Origin of the sequence: Flavobacterium sp., assembly GCF_046296355.1 — a bacterium.
Taxonomy (GTDB): domain Bacteria; phylum Bacteroidota; class Bacteroidia; order Flavobacteriales; family Flavobacteriaceae; genus Flavobacterium.
This window is the reverse complement of sequence record NZ_JBKBLM010000030.1, coordinates 1-17,876: the sequence shown is the minus strand read 5'-3', so window position 1 is coordinate 17,876 and position 17,876 is coordinate 1. Positions and strand designations below refer to the sequence as shown.

The following is a 17,876-nucleotide window of genomic DNA, read 5'->3' as shown; positions in this document are numbered from 1 at the left end:
AAATGAAAAAAATAATTCTATTAGTAGCCGTAGCTGTAGTACTTTTTGCCTGTAACAACTTGGGAGAAGGGGAATATATTATCACAGGGAATGTAAAAGGTATGAAAACAGGTTTGGTTTTCTTAGAAAAACAAAGCCCAATGGGAATGGGATTCACCGCCATAGATACTGTAAAAATTGAAGACGGAAAATTTGAAATCAAAGGTAAAACCGGCGAGCCTGAAATTTACTTCTTAAGATTTGACAAATTACAAAACAAACTTCCTTTAATATTAGAAGGTGGCGAAATTGAAATTGAAGTAGACAAAGACAGTCTTTTCAAATCTAAATTATCGGGAACTTACAATAATGACGAGTTCACAAACTTCAATAATGAATCAAACAAGCTTCAGAAAGCAGCTCAAAAGAAAATGAAAGCTTTTGAAACTAAAAACAAAGCCTTGATTGAACAAGTTGAAAAAACCAGAGATACTGCCATTGCCAATAAATTAAGAGCAGAATATGAGCCTCTTCAAAAAGAAGTTCAAAAAAACATGGAAGCGTTCACTTTCAGTTACCCTAAATCACACCCAAAATCATTCATCAGTGTACTAATCGTTCAAATGATGATGAGCAATCCTAAGTTTACACCAAAAGAAATTGAAGATAATTTCAATTCTTTGGATGCCTCTTTGAAAAAAACCAAACCGGCAAAAAGTATTCAAGAGAGTATAGATGCGTTAAAAAAAAAACCGACACCAAGTCAGCCCTCAGAGTTAACCAAATAGCACCCAACTTTAAAGCACCAACTCCTGAAGGGAAAATGGTTTCTTTAAATGAAAGTCTTGGCAAAGTAACTTTGCTTGACTTTTGGGCTTCATGGTGTGCGCCATGTCGAACAGCCAATCCAAAACTAGTGGCTTTGTACAATGAGTTTAAAGGTAAAGGATTTAACATCATAAGTGTATCGTTAGATGATGATGCAGCGAATTGGAAAGAAGCTATTGCCAAAGACAAATTGACTTGGACACAGGTTTCTAATTTAAAACAAATGGAAGAAAATCCTATTGCAATGCAATACGGAATTGAATTAATCCCAACCACTTTTTTATTAGATGCTAAAGGAAAAATTGTCGGTATAGATTTACCTCATGAAGAAATGAAAGTCAAAATCAAAGCACTTTTGGACTCAAAATAAGACTTTTTGATGATAATAAATAAAAATCTCCCGAAGGAGATTTTTTTATTTCTTTTAAAACCAATAGCTTAAAAAAAGTTACTCAATTATATGTCCTTTTTATTTGTGAAGCTCAAAAGTGTTTTTATATTTGCAATCGCTATAAGCAATGGGGAGATACTCAAGCGGCCAACGAGGGCGGACTGTAAATCCGCTGATTACATCTTCGCAGGTTCGAATCCTGCTCTCCCCACAAGTATTTTAAATAAGAAAAAACCACAAGTTCACTTGATGGTTTTTTTGTTTTATAATGCTTGCGTAAGGGTGAACCCTTACGGATCATGAAGTAATCCTGCTCTCCCCAATTGCATGAAAAGACTAATTTACTTTATAAATATCCCGACTTCAAAACTTTAACATTATTACACCACCTCACTAACGCTTTTTTTTGTTGGACATATAATCAAAAAAAGTATCTTTGGAATTCTAAAATATTGTTTTATGAAATCAAATCTAATTATTTGCTCACTACTGACGGTCTCTTTTGTATTTACTTCGTGTAAAAAAGAAGAGGAAGCTGCAACGACAAGTGACACTCCAAAAGAAATAGTAATGCCTAGAGTTCAATCTATTCCGGCACAAACTTATACGCAACAACCCGCTATTCAAAATGTAGCCCCAACCCAAAATCAACCGGCGACTGCCAGTCAAACGTTGACACCCAACCCACAAATAGCCACCAAAAAAGGAATGAATCCGCCACACGGACAACCGGGACACCGTTGTGATATAGCTGTAGGCGCGCCATTGAATTCTCCTCCGGGAAATGCTAACCAACCTAAAATAGGTTCGGCTACAACCCAACAAATTGACCCAAGTAAATTCACGACACAAACCACGCAAACCACCACTCAACCAAACGGTGCTCCGGCCATTTTAAATCCGGATGCTGCACAGACTACAACCACTGCACCGGGAATGAATCCACCGCACGGACAAGCAGGACACCAATGTGGAATTGCCGTTGGAGCACCATTACCGAAATAAAAAAATACACCATAAAAAAATCCCGTCTCAATTAAACAAGACGGGATTTTTTATTTTAAACCTATTGATTATTCTAAAGTGAAGACCACACTCACATTGGTAACAATTTCTATTTCACCTATGGCCAATGTTTCTCTAGAAGAATCAGCCTCGGTAGCCATTGCCATCATATTTCCTTTAAAATAAGGTTGTGGCACATGAACACTTGAGTTGTCAGTAATCAAAATAGCTTTGCCTACTTTTTGCCCTAAAACCGAAACATAGTCATTGGCTTTTTGTTTGGCATTCAAGATGGCTTTTTTTCTGGCTTCTCTTTCATAATCCTCCATTTTTGAAGATTTAAATTCAACACCCTGAATAGAATTAATCCCGGCATCATTCAATCCCATCATAATATCATCATACTTTGACAAATCTTTTAGGGTGATGCTCAAAGTTTGACTGGCCTGAAAAATGGATTTTTTCTTTTCATAGTCATAACTTTTACCCAAACTAACGTTACTTGTTTTGTAATCTGTGGCCGGAATACCGCTTTTCTTTAAAAACTTTATGACTTTATCTACCACCTCATCGTTCAAAGTCTTTACTTCTTTGACATCTTTCCCCGAGTTTTGAAAACCAACCGTTACCACAGCTTGATCAGGAATAATTTTTATTTTTCCTTCACCGGAAACTGAAATTTGAGGCACTTGGGCTTTTGATTCTTGCGCATTGGAAATACCTGCGACTAATAGGGCTAAAATTAAAACTGCTTTTTTACTCATGAGATTAAATTTGTTTTTTTGGTATTCGTGAATCTTCGATTTCATAATACAATATTTTTAAATATTAAAAGTGACTTTCCAAAAGTTGTGCCAATTATAATCTGCCGGTTTTCGCCATTACAAATAAAACGACAATCGGAATGGCCAATAAAACAACCGTTGATGTACTATTTTGAAACAATGCCGGGTCTTTTATCAACGTGATGGCATAACCGCCAATAGCACCACCAAAATGGGCTGTATGCCCGATATTGTCCCGTTTTGCTTTCATACCATAAATAGAGGCCAACAAATAGATAAATCCGAAAATATATCCGGGAATAAAACCATAGATCTCTATATCAGGCGCAAGTAATATGGCCGAATATATTATTCCGGTTACTGCACCCGAAGCGCCTACAGCACTATAACTGTACTCATTTCCATGAAAAACCATCGTGAGCAAACTTCCGAAAACCAAACTTGCCAAATAAATTAGAAGAAAAGAAAAATTCCCCAACATACCATAAACAATCGGAGCAAAAAAATACAGGGTAATCATGTTAAAAGCCAAATGAATTTCGTCTGCATGCAGAAATCCTGAGGTTATCATTCTTATTTGCTCTCCGGCTCGAATACTGCCTACATGAAATTGGTACTTTCTAAAAAACAATTGGTCATTAAAACCTTTGATACTTACGAGAACATTGGCTAAAATAATGCCTAATAAAAATATGTTGAGCATGACAGAAACATTTTTGTAAAAATAACAATACTTCTCAAGGTTTTGCAGATGTTATCCATTTAAAATCACATTTAACTTTATATTTGCATAAAATTCACAAGCATGCAGTTTATTGTTTTTATACTACTCTATCCATTCCTTTGGTTTATCTCTGTTTTACCATTCCGACTTCTATATTCAGTGTCCGATGTTATCTACCTTTTGATCTATTATGTTATCGGATACCGTAGAAAAATTGTTCGTCAAAACATTCAATTAGCCCTTCCACATTTGTCTAAAAAAGAACAAATAACCATTGAAAAAAAATCCTATAGTCACATGTGTGACATGTTTTTAGAGATGATTAAAACAATGACCATTTCTGAAAAGGAAATTGATAAGCGATTTGTTTTTACTAATATGGAAGTCCTATCCGATATGGAACAAAAAGGAAAAAGTATCGCAGTATTGATGGCTCACTATGCCAGTTATGAATGGGCTATTTCCCTAAATAAATTCAGCAAACTAACCAGTTATGCTATTTATAAAAAAATTGCCAATAGACATTTTGATAAGTTGGTCAAAGACATTCGACTCAAATTTAAAGCGGTTCTAATTACAACAAGAGAAACCATTCCAACCATTGAGAAAAATTATCGCGAAAACCATTTAGGCCTTTATGGTTTTGCCAGCGATCAATCTCCGCAATTGAGTAAAACCCATCATTGGGGTACTTTTATGGGGATTGAAACTCCTGTTCATACTGGTGCAGAAATGTTGGCCAAACGTTTCGATATGAATGTTATATTTCTAAAAGTAAAAAAAGTCAAACGGGGTTATTATGAAGCCACATTAGAAACTATGTTCGACCACCCGAAAGACGTACCCGACTATCAAATATCGGATGAGTTTTTAAGACGTGTGGAAAAGCAAATCTATGAAGCTCCGGAATACTATTTATGGACGCACAAGCGTTGGAAACACAAAAAAAAGTAGTGTTCAGTCGGCAGTGTTCAGTGTTCAGTTATTTGGCATTGAACCAAGATTTCACCATGGCTAATTCTGAATGTTTTGCGTTTTTGTGAATGAACTCATTGGTTTTTGAGTTGTATTCATAATCTTTAGCCCAATCTTTATGGTTTTGTGCCAAGGCTTTAATGCTTTCGCAAACAAATTGAATTTCTTCTGAAGTCGTTGTCGGGTGAATCGACATTCTAATCCATCCCGGTTTTTTGATTAAATCGCCCGAGGTAATTTGGCACACCAAATCATGAGAAGTTTCTTGGTCAACATGCAATAAGAAATGCCCGTAAGTTCCGGCGCAACTACAACCGCCACGGGTTTGAATTCCGAATCGGTCGTTCAATAATTTTACCCCCAAATTAAAATGCAAATCATCTATATAAAACGAAATCACGCCTAACCTATCTTGGTGTTGATTCGCCAAAATGTGAATGTTTTCTATCGAATTCAATTCCGAGAATACATAATCCACTATTTCATGTTCGCGTCCTAAAATATTCTTCACGCCCATTTGCTCTTTCAACTGAATCGCTAAAGCCGTTTTTATCACTTGTAAAAAACCAGGCGTTCCACCATCTTCACGGTCTTCGATATTGTCGATGTACTTGTGTTCGCCCCAAGGATTTGTCCAAGAAACGGTTCCGCCACCCGGACAATCAGGGACATTATTTTTGTATAAATTTTTGTTGAAAATCAAAACGCCCGAAGTTCCCGGTCCGCCCAAAAACTTGTGTGGCGAAAAGAAAATAGCGTCCAAATAACTTTCATCATCCGGATGCATATTGATTTCTACATACGGACCCGAGCAAGCAAAATCCACAAAGCAAACCCCATTATTTTGGTGCATTAACTTAGCCACTTCGTGATAAGGAGTTCTGATTCCGGTTACATTAGAACAAGACGTTATCGAAGCAATCTTAAAACTTCTGTCTTTGTATTTTTCTAATAGTTCTTTGAACTCATTCATGCACAATAAACCATCTTCATTGGCAGGAATTACCACTACATCTGCAATGGTTTCTAACCAAGAGGTTTGATTCGAGTGGTGTTCCATATGCGAGATGAAAACGATCGGCTTTATCTCTTTAGGGATAGAGGTGTAATCTTTTAAATTCTCAGGGATTTTTAAGCCTAGGATTCTTTGGAACTTATTCACAACTCCTGTCATTCCGGTTCCATCATTAATCAACACATCATTATCATTGGCATTGACATGTTTTTTGATAATGTGTCTGGCTTCGTGATAAGCCATAGTCATAGCTGTTCCTGAAATAGTCGTTTCGGTATGGGTATTGGCCACAAAAGGTCCGAATTCATTCATCAGCTTTTCCTCAATCGGACGATACAATCTTCCGCTGGCAGTCCAGTCTGTATAAATGATTTTCTTCTTCCCGAAAGGAGACTCAAACTCTTGGTCAATTCCAATAATGTTTTGGCGAAATTGTTGGAAATACTGCTCTAAGGCCGTTTGGGTTTCTGTGGTAATCATAATGCAACTATTTGTGTTCAAAGATACATTATTTTTAATTTTAGGTCAAAAAAAATACTATTTGTTGATAAATTCACAATATTATTAAAGGGTTTAAACCTTAACTTTGGGGATAAGTCTTATTTAAAAATTCCTTTAAACATGAAAAAACAGATATCACTACTGTTGGTTATACTAGGTATAGCCTCAGGTTTTAGTCAAGAAGACAATCGTCCGGTAAATACCGGGGATGATTTTAGTTTAGAAGGTGCTTTGGCCCTATTTAAAAAAGCCAATTCCCTTGAAGAATTCGAAAAATTTCTTAACCAAGAAAACAGCGTTAACAATCTCGACCTCAACAACGATGACGATATTGATTACATTATTGTAGAAGACATCAAAGAAGGTGATTCTCATGTTATTGTCCTGAGTACTTATCTTGACGAAAAAGAGAAACAAGACATTGCCACCATAAGCATCGAAAAAACCGGGGAAAACCAAGCTTTACTTCAAATTGAAGGTGACAAAGATTTATATCCCGAAAATACCATCATTGAGCCAATAGACGAAAAAGAAGCTATTAAAAGTTCAAAAGGCGGACCTAATGTTCCTGAAATTGATTTTCAAATAGTTTCCGTTAATGTTTGGCTTTGGCCAAGTGTACGCTTTTTATATGCTCCTAATTATGTAGTTTGGGTATCGCCATACCGTTGGGGAAACTATCCTCGTTGGTGGAAGCCTTGGCGACCAATTTCCCATCCGGTATTTTATGCGCATTGCGCACCACATCGCGTTTATTATCGTCCGGTTACTACGCGTAGGGTTGTTGTAGCGCGAAAAACTTACACTTCGAGAAGACATTCCTCTACTTTAGTAGTGCACAATCGTCGAGGAACTACAGTGATTCACAAAAACAAAAGAGGCAACGTAAAAGCCGTTAAAGTAAGAAGAACTCCGGTAAGAGGAAGAAGATAAAACCATGAACAAGAACACACTTTGGTCTTTGCGCTTAGGCTTTTCGGGAAAGCAAAGTAAACTTATTCAGAATATAGGTTTACCAAAGTTTCTGGAGCAATCCTATATTTCAAAATGGGATAAAAGTGTGCCTTCTTTTTTAGCTAATAGTCCTAAATCAATTCAGGAATTAAGAACCAAACGCCAAGAATTAAAAGATACTTCACCGGAAAAAGCCAAAGAACTACTCAAAATTGAACTCCAAGTTTCTCAGGAAATGAAAGCTTGGTGGTTGGAAAAAATGATTCATGATGAATTTCCGCTACGCGAAAAAATGACTTGTTTTTGGCACAACCATTTTGTTTCGACCTTCCAAAAAGTGAAAGTCAATCATTGGATTTTTCAACACAATCAACTCTTGCGCGAGCATGCATTCGGCAACTTTAAAACCTTAACCAAACAAATCATCCAAACCAATGCCATGGTGCGTTATTTGGATAATGTCGACAATCGCAGAGACAAAATCAATGAAAACCTCAGCCGAGAATTATTAGAATTGTTCACACTCGGCATCGGAAATTACACTGAAGACGATATTAAAAACGGTGCCAAAGGTTTGGCCGGCTTAAACCTAGGCGAAGACCAAGCAGTTTATCGTCGAATGCTTGAAAACAATGACACGATTACCTATTTTGGCAAAACTGGCAATTTTAAAGCGGAGGAAATGGTCGATATCATTTTCGAGCAAAAGGCTGTTCCTTATTTGCTCACACGAAAAATCCTAAAGTGGTTCATTTATGACAATCCGAAAGAGGAATTGGTTCAATATTACGGTGATTATTTCCGAAAAGTAGATTTTGAAATCAAACCGTTACTAACCAAAATCTTCACCCAAGAATTCGCCATAGACAATGCCGGAAGCAAAATCAAAGATCCTTTAGTTTATATCCTCCAATTGATGAACGAACTGAATGTCGAAGAATTGAACCCGAAATTGGTTGCTTTTTTCTTAAGACAACAAGGTATGGATTTGTTCAACCAACCCAATGTAAAAGGCTGGAATGGCGGAAAAGAATGGCTGACTTCCCAAATCTATTTGCAACGCAACAATGCCTCCGATTTGCTTTGCAATGGTAAAAGTTTGAGCCGAAGAAAACAATTCACTGACGATGAAATGATTAAGGAAAGCATGAGCCAATTGGTGAAAGTAAAACTCCATTGGAACAAAACCAGCAACAACAAAACCATTATAACTGAGCTTTCCGACAGATTGTTATTTCACGTGGATGACAATTTGCAAAAAGAGTTTGAAGCGATATTAAAATACGATTTCAATCCCAAAGCCGAAAGCGCCGATTATGCCGTATTGCGATTGTTCAATGCAATGATAAAAACACCCGAATACCAATTGATTTAGCCATGAACAGAAGAAACTTTTTATCCTTAACAGGCACATTTACTGGCGGCGCATTGTTGCTTCCTGATTTCCTGCATGCTTTTGGGAGTCAGTCTAACTTGGTAATTGGCGAACAATGTTTGGTCTTTATCCAACTGAATGGCGGCAATGATGGCTTGAATACATATATCCCGTTTGACAATCCATTGTATTATGATTTGCGTACTAAAATCGCACTGTCAAAAGACCAAGTTATCAGTAAAAACAAAGGCATGGCTTTTCATCCGGCTTTGAAAGATTTTGCGACGATGCAACAAAACGGTGATTTAAGTATCATTCAAAACGTGGGTTATCCTGAACCCAATCGCTCGCATTTTCGCAGTCAGGAAATTTGGCAAACCGCTTCGGGTTCAAACCAATATTGGAATGAAGGTTGGCTCGGCCGTTATTTAGATTTGCAATGCAAAGACCATCAGCCAACAGCCGGCGTGAATTTGGATTCGATAGATAATTTGGCTTTAAAAGGTAACGAACCGAACTTCATCACGGTAAAAGACCCAAATCGATTTAAAATAAGAAATGACAATGACGATGCTGTAAAACTTTCCGACAATCCGCAATTGGATTTTGTGCGCAAAATTGCCAACTCGGTTTCCGAAGGTTCAGAAGAAATTCAAAAAGCGATTGCAAAATCTACAACCGAAATGAGTTATCCTAAAACCAATTTGGGTAAAAACCTAGAATGGATTGCCCGATTAATCAAAGGCAATTTGAATTCCAAAGTGTATTATACTTCCCAAAACGGTTATGATACGCATGACAATCAATTGGCTTTGCACCAACGCAATTTAACCGAATTGAACGATGCCATTTTCAGCTTTTACACCGACTTAAAAAAAGCCCAATTACTGCAAAATGTCACCATCGTAGTTTTCTCTGAATTCGGGCGAAGAGTCAAAGACAACGGCAACGGAACTGATCATGGAACCGCTGCTCCGATGTTTATCATTGGTGGAAATAATATCGGAAAAGTTATTGGAAAAAATCCCGACTTGAATGATTTAGACCAAGGTGATTTAAAATATGAGATTGATTTCAGAAGTGTTTATGCTTCGTTACTTGAAGATAAGTTGAATTTTAATTCCCAAACAATTGGTCTGAAGTCAAATCCAATAAAAGGCTTGTTTTAGAAAATTGTACTATTTATTCCCTTAAATTATGTTGAAAAATCCCCATTGATGGGGATTTTTTATTACATTTTTTTTCTCATCTTTGATAAACCTAACAAAAACTATTACAATCATGACAGTTTACGAATCTACAGGAACCTTTGATGCCACACAAAGCACTTTTAAATTAGACGTTCAAACCACTGACATCAGCCCCGATGAATTTTACATTAGCGAGTATTACAATATTTGTGATGCCAATCGTTATGCTATCGTAGGGATTTTACAAACGGTGGATAAAAACGACACCGATTTCACCAATTATCCACCTGATGCTAATCTTCTGGAAAACGATATTTCATTCAATAAACTTAACAAAGATTATTTAGAACCCGGCGACAAAGATATTTTCAGCATAGGAACCAGTGATAAAATTGACGTTTACATTCACCACGGCATAGGCTTTGACCCTACAACCAATACCGATGACAACCAATACATTATAAACTACAAAGCCGGCATTTATGTTCACTTAACCGCTGGATCACCTCCGGGAAAAGGCGGTGTGGGAATGTTGGTTTAAATAAATGCTTAAGGAGAAAATAACATATAGTAATAGATTCATGCTTGTTGCACTATTTTTTTTTAGTGCATTGCTAACTTGTGCTCAAAATAAAGCTTTAAAAAAGTTTGAGTATGAATTTGAAAAATTAGATTATCCAACTCGTTTGGCTGAATTACAAAAGTTCAAGCCAAACGAGTTGTCTATTATAGACCAAGCGCTTTTTGAACATTTGTCCGGAAAAACACAATATTTAAGCAACTCCGGTGCCGGTGCCGTAGAGCATTTTGTAAAGGCGCGAGAGTTATACCTCAAAGCCAATGATTTAGACAAAGCCATGGAATTGGCTATAACTATTGCTGAACAAAAAAGGTATACATATTATAAGTATAAAGATTACAAACCACTCTTGGATGAAGCTATTGCGTATGCCAAAAAAAATAATAAGTCTAAATTGTTAAGTTCGGCCTATTTAGAAGTTGGTAGCAACCTTAAGGATTCTTTACCTTATGAAGCAATTCGGGTTTATCTGGAAGGAAAAGCGATTGCTGAAAAAAACAAATATTACATCGATGAAACAATATACGACAGAAGAATTGGTATTACTTATTATAGAACGCTGAAAAAATTTAAATTGGCACGCCATTATCTAAATTTATCTTTAGAGAAAAGTAAAAAACATAATTTTCAGGAAGGCATGGCTTATGTCTATCTTAACTATGGTCAAATTTTTAGACTAGAAGGAAAACCAGAGAAAGCATTACCGCTTTTCGATAAAACATTTTCTTTAAAATTCGACAATTATAGAACTCTTTTCAATCAGAATATGTACCAGTTTATATCTGATACCTATCGTGAAATGAAAAACTATGAAAAGGCCTTAGAATATCTCGATAAGAAACATGCATCTATAGGAATGAGTGAAGAAGATGAAACCAAGATCATTCGCGACATTAACACCAAATACGAAACTGAAAAAAAAGAGCTCGAAAACAAAAACCTCAAAATCAAAGACCAAAAAAACAAACTGATACTGTATCTGTTTGTTGGTATATTTTTAATTTTCATCATCGGTACCTATTTCAGGATCAGTTATATCAACAAGAAGAAAAAAATTGCCGAGCAGGAAAAAGAAATTGAAAGTCAGAAGCTCGAAAATGTACTCAAAGACCAAGAACTTCACGAAATAGACAAAATGCTGGAAGGTCAGGAAAAAGAACGAATAAAAATTGCCAACGATTTACACGATAATTTAGGGAGTATTTTAGCCACATTAAGACTTAATTTTCAAAATCTTTACCAACAAAAAGAAGGCATCAACGAAGAAGAGCAGGGAATGTTTGCCAAAACCGATGACTTAATCGAAGAAGCTTACCAAAAAGTTCGCGGTATGGCACATGCCAAAAATGCCGGTGTTATCGGTAGCGAAGGATTGGTTCCTGCCGTGCAAAACATTGCCAAAAAAGTGTCTATTCCCAATAAACTTAAAGTGCAAGTAATTCCATTTGGTATGACGGAACGTCTTGAAAACACACTAGAGGTAACCTTATTCAGAATGATACAGGAAATTTTGACCAATACCATCAAACATGCCGAAGCCTCTGAAATTACCATCAGTTTAACGCAAGACGAAGACAGCATCAACATTCTGATTGAAGACAACGGAAAAGGATTCAACCCCAAAACCATCAATAAAAAAGATGGTATGGGCTTGAACAACATCGAAAAGAAAACCGAACAACTCAACGGTACGTTTAACATAGACAGCTTTGAAGGAAAAGGAACCACCATCATTATAGACATCCCATTATGATAACGCTAGTAATCGCCGAAGACCATCAAGCCCTAATAGATGGCATAAAATCATTCTTGAAAAATGAGACCGATATCGAAATTGTAGGGCATGCCAATGACGGCTTTGCTCTGATAGAAATTGTGCGACAACTCAAGCCCAAAGTAGTCATCACCGATATTCGCATGCCCAAATGTGACGGTATCATGGCCACCAAAACCATCAAAACCGAATTCCCCGATACCCAAGTCATCGCCTTCAGCATGTTTGACCATGACGACGCCATTTCACAAATGAAACAAGCCGGCGCTTCAGGGTATATCATGAAAAACTCTTCTTTGCAAACCGTTTTAGATGCCATTAGAGCCGTAAGTCAAGGCTATTCCTATTTTGTCAATGAGGCCGAAAACGAATATGAAACACCCAAAAACGAGTTGTTCTTCAGCAACCGCGAAAAAGAGATTCTGCAACTAATTGCCGAAGGAAAATCGTCTCAAGAAATAGCCGAAGCTCTTTTTATAGAAAAATCTACGGTCGATTCCCACCGCAAAAACATGTCGAAAAAAATCAAAATTATCGGAAAAACCGATTTAACAAAATTCGCTTTAGAGCGGAAATATGACTATTTGTAGTATTTTTACCTCTGAATCACGATAAAAAATCCCCATTGATGGGGATTTTTTTATTGGTTTTCTTTTCCGAATTTTAAGTAATCAAAAACATAATTAATTTAAGTTTTGGTTAGTTAATAAATCCTGCCCGTCCCTCGCAAAAATTTTAGTGGTATTTGATATTTGTAACAAGGGCAGGTTTTTATTCATCAAGTAAAATCCAGATAATACGAATACATGCCAAAAAAAAGCTTAAACCCCAACTTGGTGATTTCCTATCACCGAATGCGTCAATCTATTGGTTGGCTCGGACTGTCCTTGCCTTTTATCCTACTTGCGGGCAATTATATGATCAATCATTATAATTTATTCAATAACGAAACTTTGATGATGACACAATGTAATACTTACACCGCCGGTAGTTCTTTCAAACCTTATATCAGCCATTACTATTACACCACGGTAGGCGAGCTCTTTACCGGGACGCTTTGTGCCGTGGCTTTGTTTCTCTTTAGTTACCGCGGTTATCCGCAACGCGATGAGGAAATCATTCCGTCAGACAGTTTTATGACCAACCTCGCCGGATTTTGTGCTTTGGGTGTTGCCCTATTCCCAACTTCTTCCAATCAATGTCTTTCAGATAATGTTCGCACCTACATCAGCAGTGAAACCATGGGCTATGTCCATTATATTTTTGCCGGATTCTTTTTTATCACCCTATCGCTCATTTGTATTTTCAATTTCAGACGCACCGCCAAGGTGGCCGACTTTGGTAAAATGCCCTCACATAATTTTTACAAATACTGTGGCATTACCATGTTGGTTTGCATAGCCATCATTTTGATTTACTCGGTGTGGTTAGAAGAAACCTATCCGCAATTACAAGCCTATAATATCACTTTTGTTCTAGAAACCATTGCCCTAGTAGCCTTTGGATTGTCATGGCTCAAAAAAGGAAGAATTGACAGTAATTAAAATCTAAATAACTCATAATTCGTAATTCATAATTCGTAATTCTCAAAATCATGTGTTGGACTAATGTAGAATCTCAGTGTAAAATGGTTTATGACAAACCCTTTATTAATGTCGAGAAACCACTCGACCGTAAATTTATCATTCAAATCATAGCCGAGGAATTTCCCGACTTTCCGCGCATTCGTATTGCGGCTACGGTCGACCGTTGTTTAAAGATATTCCCCGCGCCGGTAGAACGTCAAAAGCTGTTGCACTTTGTGCAAATGAGCATGCGATAAACCGGCACTATATACCTACCGCTCCGCCCTCTTGTTATTTTGAGACTTCAATGAGAGGGTTTTGGAGTGACCTCATTGTGAAAAATTAACCAAACCACTTATACGATGGAACACAAAAGTAGTTTCCTGAGATAAAAGTGGTTTTTGTATATTAGCGAAACAGATATGAAGTTAAATTTGTCTGTTAGTTGGCAGAAAATTACAGAGACAATGTGTAATTGTAATTTTAGGTCTAATTTTAAAAATATAAGTTGAACATCAAACAAAGTACAAAATGAAAAATATTTTATTATTCCTATTCGGACTTTCTTTAACAATGTCTTCAGCGCAGAATATATTTGAGAAAGACGCAACTTGGAATACATACGAACTTCCCAATAACCAATATTATGCTGATGGATATTATTTTCTCAAATCAGAAGTCCAGTCAGATGGCAAACTCATAGTTGGGGTAACCAACTATTCCAGCGTTCCCACCACAAGCCTAATCAGACTTGACGGCAATCAGCGTGACACAAGCTTTACTTCAGGCAATTTCAACGGATTAATTAGGGATTTTATCATTCAGCCCGATGGAAAAATCGTGGTCGTTGGCGAATTTACTACCTATGAAGGCATTACAGCAAAATATATGGTACGATTAAATACAGACGGAACTCGAGACAACAGCTTTGTTATGGGGAACGGATTTACAATTGAAACCTTTAACACCAATACTTGGGCCAGCGTGGTTAAAATTCAACCGGATAACAAGCTTTTGGTTGCCGGGGAAGCTATTGTAGCCTACAACGGACAAACAGTAAATAGTATTGTAAGGATAAACCCAGATGGAAGTCCGGACCCAACATTTGTTTATGACCCAACAGCTTATTCCCTTGGAGTACAAAACATTGTCATTCAACCCGACGGTAAAATTATACTTGGTGATAAAGGCCGTATTTACCGTACCTTGTCAAATGGTACTCTTGATCCTACATGGGCACTCAATACACCACAGGCTTCAGAACCTTCATTTTCCTCCAGTTATGCTACCCGTATAATCAAGTCTATAGTACTGCTTTCCAACGGAAAGATATTGGTGGGTGGCCAATTTGAAAGAGCTTTCGGCTCTACAAGCCGTAAAGATTTAGTAAGGCTCAACGCAGACGGTTCGCTCGACAACACATTTTATACCGGGGGATTCCTCACAGTGTCCAATTATCGGGAAGGCGTAAGTTCAATAGTTGTTTTGGCAGATGATAAGATAATTATTGGAGGCGATTTTAATTATTGGTACACTAGTGCCAACACGTTTATTAATCCAAAAAGTATTTTACGACTTAATGCTGATGGTACTTTAGACCCAACATTTACTGCTTACGTTAGTTTCTCAATCGATTATGACGACAGCAATTACATCAAGGATATCAAAGTGACTCCCGATGGAAAACTTGTTTGTGTTGGTTCCATCAACAGTTACAATGGTGTAGCCGTAAACAACATTGTAAAAATTGACACCGATGGTAATCGTGACACTACTTTCCACAATATTTGTAAAGGTTTTAATGGCAGAGCCACAAAGATTCTACAACAACCTAATGGACAAATATTGGTTAGTGGACTATTCAGTATGTACAATGGAGCCACGCGTGATCGTCTTCTTCGATTAAATGAAGATGGTAGTCTTGACGAAAGCTTCGAAGCAAATTGTTACCAATTTATTTCCGATTTCAATCAAGTTCTTGATATGGCACTACAAGCTGATGGAAAAATTCTTATTACCTCAAGTGGTCGTTCTTTCAATGGACAGTCAGGAGGTTCATTTATACGCCTAAATATTGACGGAACACTTGATACCTCTTTTGTATCGCTTACACCCGGTAACTATGGACTATCCGGAACATACCGCAGCGTACGTGTACAACCCGATGGAAAAATATTGACCGTCGGAAGAACTAATAGCGATAATGTCATTAAACGCTTCAATCCCGATATGACCCTTGATACAACTTTTAATTTTACTACCTACACCAATTGTAATGAAATAGCATTACAACCCGACGGAAAGATATTATTCTCTTATTACACAGGCGCCGGAAACAATAATTACAAAATGGGAAGACTATTACCCGATGGTCAAATAGACACAAGTTTTAATGCACCGACAACAACATTGGGTGTAACTAATTTTACACTGCAACCTGATGGTAAGGTTTTGTGCTTTTCTGATGTTATAGCAGGGCATACTGTATTCAGATTGAATGCTGATGGTACTTTAGACACTGGTTTTTCATTCCCGTCAACACAAACTTATCAAAGCGAAAATACAGCCCACGCTCTTCTCCCTGACGGAAAGATTTTAATGGGTGTTAGGCTGTTTTCAGGTTTTCCAAATTACCTGGTTCGAAGAAATTCTGATGGTTCAGCCGATACAACTTTTGATATTGGAAGTGGATTTGCTCCAGGAATTGGATATGGACCCACCATTGCAGAAACTATTTCTGATGTCGATGTGGATAGCTCCGGTCGAATTATTGTGGGTGGTGCCTTCAGATTATTTAATGGTCAACCCGAAAATGCATTTGTGCGATTACGACCTCAAGGGTCATTATCTACATCGGTCATTACTGAGGAAAGTTCATTTGTTATTTACCCGAACCCGGTTAAAAACACAATCCATATTTCTGTGCGAAACGGCAAAACCGTTGATAGAGTGCATCTATTCTCTCTAGCCGGAAACTTAATCATGTCAGTTGCAGATACTAACCTAGATGTTTCCTTCTTAGAGAATGGCTTATATATCTTAAAAATCTCATCCGGAACCGAAACTGAGCATTTTAAATTAATTAAAAATTAATGTTCCTCCATCTCGATTTTTAGAGAAGGATTAAGAAGAATTGTGCTTAAAAACATGTGAAAAGTCTAAAATGACACCTGCCAACTCCGAAAAGCTATCAAGTAGTTCCGAAAATCTGTCATCAACTTCCGAATGAGCATCATTCTACTCCGAAAAGCTGTCATTCTACTCCGAAAGAGCATCAATCAAGTCCGAAAAGCTGTCATTGACTTCCGAAAGAGCATCAATAAAGCCCGAAAAGCTGTCATTCACCTCCGAAAAGACATCAACAGAGTCCGAAAAGCAATCATGAAACTCTAAACACAGTAAAAAAGGCGGGAAAAATAGGCAAACCCGACTAATTGATTAAAATCCGAAAGCAATCTTTACTATTGCCAACTACGCTTGAAACCAACAGTAAGCGAGTTACGGCAAATATTTATTAAATTAAAATGTATATTTATTGTTTATCAATAAATATTTGATTTATATTTGCCCTGTTAAACTTTAAAACCCACTCTTATGGAAATCAAAATTAGTACCGCACAAATCCTAAAAGTCTTGTATATCCTTTCATGGATTATCTTTATCGGCTTGTGTATTGAAGCCTGCGGTTTTATATTCAATACTGCTTTAGCGTTTTTTAAAACAGACAACATTGGCCTATTTTGGCAACAAATCGATTTGACCCAACTTTACAATTTCGACAAAGGCCATTACTTTGTAATCACAACTTATCTGAGTATCATAGCGGTAATGAAAGCCATAATGTTTTACCTGATTGTAAAATTATTACACGATAAAAAACTAAACCTGGCAAAGCCTTTTAACCCGGAAGTAGTAAGGTTTATTATTATCCTTTCCTATTTGACTTTGGGCATCGGTTTGTTCACGCACTTTGGAGTTACCTATGCGCAATGGCTTTACAAACAAGGCGCTACTATGCCCGATATTTACCATTTACGCTTTGCCGGTGGTGATGTGTGGCTGTTTATGAGCGTTACACTGTATGTAATCGCACAGATTTTCAAAAGAGGCATCGAAATCCAAAAAGAAAACGACTTAACGATATAAATTATGGCAATTATTGTAAACCTAGACGTAATGATGGCCAAAAGAAAGATGTCGTTAAACGAACTTTCCGAAAAGGTAGATTTAACCTT

19 protein-coding genes and 1 tRNA gene are annotated in these 17,876 nt (G+C 37.1%); 17 read left to right on the top strand and 3 right to left on the bottom strand.

Annotation, left to right across the window (positions count from 1 at the left end; genetic code table 11):
* The first annotated feature begins 2 nt into the window (after positions 1 to 2).
* The 4 genes from ACK4HO_RS10855 to ACK4HO_RS10840 all read left to right on the top strand — a co-directional run bounded on the left by ACK4HO_RS10855 (position 3) and on the right by ACK4HO_RS10840 (position 2,203).
* A complete protein-coding gene (locus ACK4HO_RS10855) occupies positions 3 to 767 on the top strand; it encodes a DUF4369 domain-containing protein (RefSeq protein WP_409665724.1) in 765 nt (254 codons plus the stop codon).
* Positions 768 to 802: 35 nt separating this feature from the next.
* Positions 803 to 1,177 carry a peroxiredoxin family protein gene (locus tag ACK4HO_RS10850; protein WP_409665722.1) on the top strand — a complete coding sequence of 125 codons (375 nt, stop codon included), beginning with the start codon at positions 803 to 805 and terminating at the stop codon, positions 1,175 to 1,177.
* 150 nt (positions 1,178 to 1,327) lie between these two features.
* Positions 1,328 to 1,409, top strand: a tRNA-Tyr gene (locus ACK4HO_RS10845).
* Between the two features lie 248 nt (positions 1,410 to 1,657).
* Positions 1,658 to 2,203 carry a hypothetical protein gene (locus tag ACK4HO_RS10840; RefSeq protein WP_409665720.1) on the top strand — a complete coding sequence of 182 codons (546 nt, stop codon included), beginning with the start codon at positions 1,658 to 1,660 and terminating at the stop codon, positions 2,201 to 2,203.
* A gap of 68 nt (positions 2,204 to 2,271) precedes the next feature.
* On the opposite strand, the gene ACK4HO_RS10835 is transcribed toward ACK4HO_RS10840, so the two are convergent.
* Positions 2,272 to 3,012, bottom strand: a complete 741-nt coding sequence (locus ACK4HO_RS10835; protein ID WP_409665718.1) for an SIMPL domain-containing protein — start codon at positions 3,010 to 3,012, stop codon at positions 2,272 to 2,274.
* Between the two features lie 49 nt (positions 3,013 to 3,061).
* Positions 3,062 to 3,691 (bottom strand): rhomboid family intramembrane serine protease, encoded by a 630-nt coding sequence (locus ACK4HO_RS10830; RefSeq protein ID WP_409665717.1) that lies wholly within the window; start codon positions 3,689 to 3,691, stop codon positions 3,062 to 3,064.
* A gap of 102 nt (positions 3,692 to 3,793) precedes the next feature.
* Between ACK4HO_RS10830 and ACK4HO_RS10825 the strand changes: the two genes are divergently transcribed.
* Positions 3,794 to 4,666, top strand: coding sequence for a lysophospholipid acyltransferase family protein (locus ACK4HO_RS10825; protein WP_409665716.1), 873 nt, complete (start codon positions 3,794 to 3,796; stop codon positions 4,664 to 4,666).
* A 28-nt stretch (positions 4,667 to 4,694) separates the two neighbouring features.
* On the opposite strand, the gene ACK4HO_RS10820 is transcribed toward ACK4HO_RS10825, so the two are convergent.
* A complete protein-coding gene (locus ACK4HO_RS10820) occupies positions 4,695 to 6,182 on the bottom strand; it encodes an aminotransferase class V-fold PLP-dependent enzyme (RefSeq protein WP_409665714.1) in 1,488 nt (495 codons plus the stop codon).
* 141 nt (positions 6,183 to 6,323) lie between these two features.
* On the opposite strand from ACK4HO_RS10820, the gene ACK4HO_RS10815 reads away from it, so the two are divergent.
* From ACK4HO_RS10815 to ACK4HO_RS10760, 12 genes are all read left to right on the top strand, one after another.
* A complete protein-coding gene (locus ACK4HO_RS10815; protein ID WP_409665712.1) occupies positions 6,324 to 7,136 on the top strand; it encodes a hypothetical protein in 813 nt (270 codons plus the stop codon).
* A gap of 4 nt (positions 7,137 to 7,140) precedes the next feature.
* Entirely contained in the window at positions 7,141 to 8,532 is a 1,392-nt protein-coding gene (locus ACK4HO_RS10810) for a DUF1800 domain-containing protein (protein ID WP_409665710.1), read from the top strand.
* A gap of 2 nt (positions 8,533 to 8,534) precedes the next feature.
* A complete protein-coding gene (locus tag ACK4HO_RS10805) occupies positions 8,535 to 9,701 on the top strand; it encodes a DUF1501 domain-containing protein (protein ID WP_409665708.1) in 1,167 nt (388 codons plus the stop codon).
* Positions 9,702 to 9,813: 112 nt separating this feature from the next.
* Positions 9,814 to 10,263, top strand: a complete 450-nt coding sequence (locus ACK4HO_RS10800; protein WP_409665706.1) for a hypothetical protein — start codon at positions 9,814 to 9,816, stop codon at positions 10,261 to 10,263.
* A 40-nt stretch (positions 10,264 to 10,303) separates the two neighbouring features.
* Positions 10,304 to 12,055, top strand: coding sequence for an ATP-binding protein (locus ACK4HO_RS10795; RefSeq protein WP_409665705.1), 1,752 nt, complete (start codon positions 10,304 to 10,306; stop codon positions 12,053 to 12,055).
* A complete protein-coding gene (locus ACK4HO_RS10790) occupies positions 12,052 to 12,666 on the top strand; it encodes a response regulator (RefSeq protein ID WP_409665703.1) in 615 nt (204 codons plus the stop codon). The genes ACK4HO_RS10795 and ACK4HO_RS10790 overlap by 4 nt, the downstream gene beginning before the upstream one ends.
* A gap of 216 nt (positions 12,667 to 12,882) precedes the next feature.
* The gene (locus tag ACK4HO_RS10785; protein ID WP_409665701.1) at positions 12,883 to 13,620 is read left to right on the top strand and encodes a hypothetical protein; all 738 of its coding nucleotides are present in this window, start codon (positions 12,883 to 12,885) and stop codon (positions 13,618 to 13,620) included.
* Positions 13,621 to 13,670: 50 nt separating this feature from the next.
* A complete protein-coding gene (locus ACK4HO_RS10780; protein ID WP_171222905.1) occupies positions 13,671 to 13,898 on the top strand; it encodes a hypothetical protein in 228 nt (75 codons plus the stop codon).
* Between the two features lie 274 nt (positions 13,899 to 14,172).
* A complete protein-coding gene (locus ACK4HO_RS10775; RefSeq protein WP_409665699.1) occupies positions 14,173 to 16,734 on the top strand; it encodes a T9SS type A sorting domain-containing protein in 2,562 nt (853 codons plus the stop codon).
* Between the two features lie 132 nt (positions 16,735 to 16,866).
* Entirely contained in the window at positions 16,867 to 17,034 is a 168-nt protein-coding gene (locus ACK4HO_RS10770) for a hypothetical protein (RefSeq protein ID WP_409665697.1), read from the top strand.
* A 201-nt stretch (positions 17,035 to 17,235) separates the two neighbouring features.
* Positions 17,236 to 17,787, top strand: a complete 552-nt coding sequence (locus tag ACK4HO_RS10765) for a DUF2975 domain-containing protein (protein ID WP_409665696.1) — start codon at positions 17,236 to 17,238, stop codon at positions 17,785 to 17,787.
* Between the two features lie 3 nt (positions 17,788 to 17,790).
* The coding region (locus ACK4HO_RS10760) for a helix-turn-helix domain-containing protein (RefSeq protein WP_409665755.1) at positions 17,791 to 17,876 on the top strand (86 nt) is incomplete at its 3' end.

Excerpts from the sequence above, each read along its gene's own strand:
- ACK4HO_RS10855 (WP_409665724.1), top strand. The coding sequence starts at position 3 with ATGAAAAAAATAATTCTATTAGTAGCCGTAGCTGTAGTACTTTTTGCC.
- ACK4HO_RS10850 (WP_409665722.1), top strand. The coding sequence starts at position 803 with ATGGTTTCTTTAAATGAAAGTCTTGGCAAAGTAACTTTGCTTGACTTT.
- ACK4HO_RS10840 (WP_409665720.1), top strand. The coding sequence starts at position 1,658 with ATGAAATCAAATCTAATTATTTGCTCACTACTGACGGTCTCTTTTGTA.
- ACK4HO_RS10835 (WP_409665718.1), bottom strand. The coding sequence starts at position 3,012 with ATGAAATCGAAGATTCACGAATACCAAAAAAACAAATTTAATCTCATG.
- ACK4HO_RS10830 (WP_409665717.1), bottom strand. The coding sequence starts at position 3,691 with ATGCTCAACATATTTTTATTAGGCATTATTTTAGCCAATGTTCTCGTA.
- ACK4HO_RS10825 (WP_409665716.1), top strand. The coding sequence starts at position 3,794 with ATGCAGTTTATTGTTTTTATACTACTCTATCCATTCCTTTGGTTTATC.
- ACK4HO_RS10820 (WP_409665714.1), bottom strand. The coding sequence starts at position 6,182 with ATGATTACCACAGAAACCCAAACGGCCTTAGAGCAGTATTTCCAACAA.
- ACK4HO_RS10815 (WP_409665712.1), top strand. The coding sequence starts at position 6,324 with ATGAAAAAACAGATATCACTACTGTTGGTTATACTAGGTATAGCCTCA.
- ACK4HO_RS10810 (WP_409665710.1), top strand. The coding sequence starts at position 7,141 with ATGAACAAGAACACACTTTGGTCTTTGCGCTTAGGCTTTTCGGGAAAG.
- ACK4HO_RS10805 (WP_409665708.1), top strand. The coding sequence starts at position 8,535 with ATGAACAGAAGAAACTTTTTATCCTTAACAGGCACATTTACTGGCGGC.
- ACK4HO_RS10800 (WP_409665706.1), top strand. The coding sequence starts at position 9,814 with ATGACAGTTTACGAATCTACAGGAACCTTTGATGCCACACAAAGCACT.
- ACK4HO_RS10795 (WP_409665705.1), top strand. The coding sequence starts at position 10,304 with ATGCTTGTTGCACTATTTTTTTTTAGTGCATTGCTAACTTGTGCTCAA.
- ACK4HO_RS10790 (WP_409665703.1), top strand. The coding sequence starts at position 12,052 with ATGATAACGCTAGTAATCGCCGAAGACCATCAAGCCCTAATAGATGGC.
- ACK4HO_RS10785 (WP_409665701.1), top strand. The coding sequence starts at position 12,883 with ATGCCAAAAAAAAGCTTAAACCCCAACTTGGTGATTTCCTATCACCGA.
- ACK4HO_RS10780 (WP_171222905.1), top strand. The coding sequence starts at position 13,671 with ATGTGTTGGACTAATGTAGAATCTCAGTGTAAAATGGTTTATGACAAA.
- ACK4HO_RS10775 (WP_409665699.1), top strand. The coding sequence starts at position 14,173 with ATGAAAAATATTTTATTATTCCTATTCGGACTTTCTTTAACAATGTCT.
- ACK4HO_RS10770 (WP_409665697.1), top strand. The coding sequence starts at position 16,867 with ATGAGCATCATTCTACTCCGAAAAGCTGTCATTCTACTCCGAAAGAGC.
- ACK4HO_RS10765 (WP_409665696.1), top strand. The coding sequence starts at position 17,236 with ATGGAAATCAAAATTAGTACCGCACAAATCCTAAAAGTCTTGTATATC.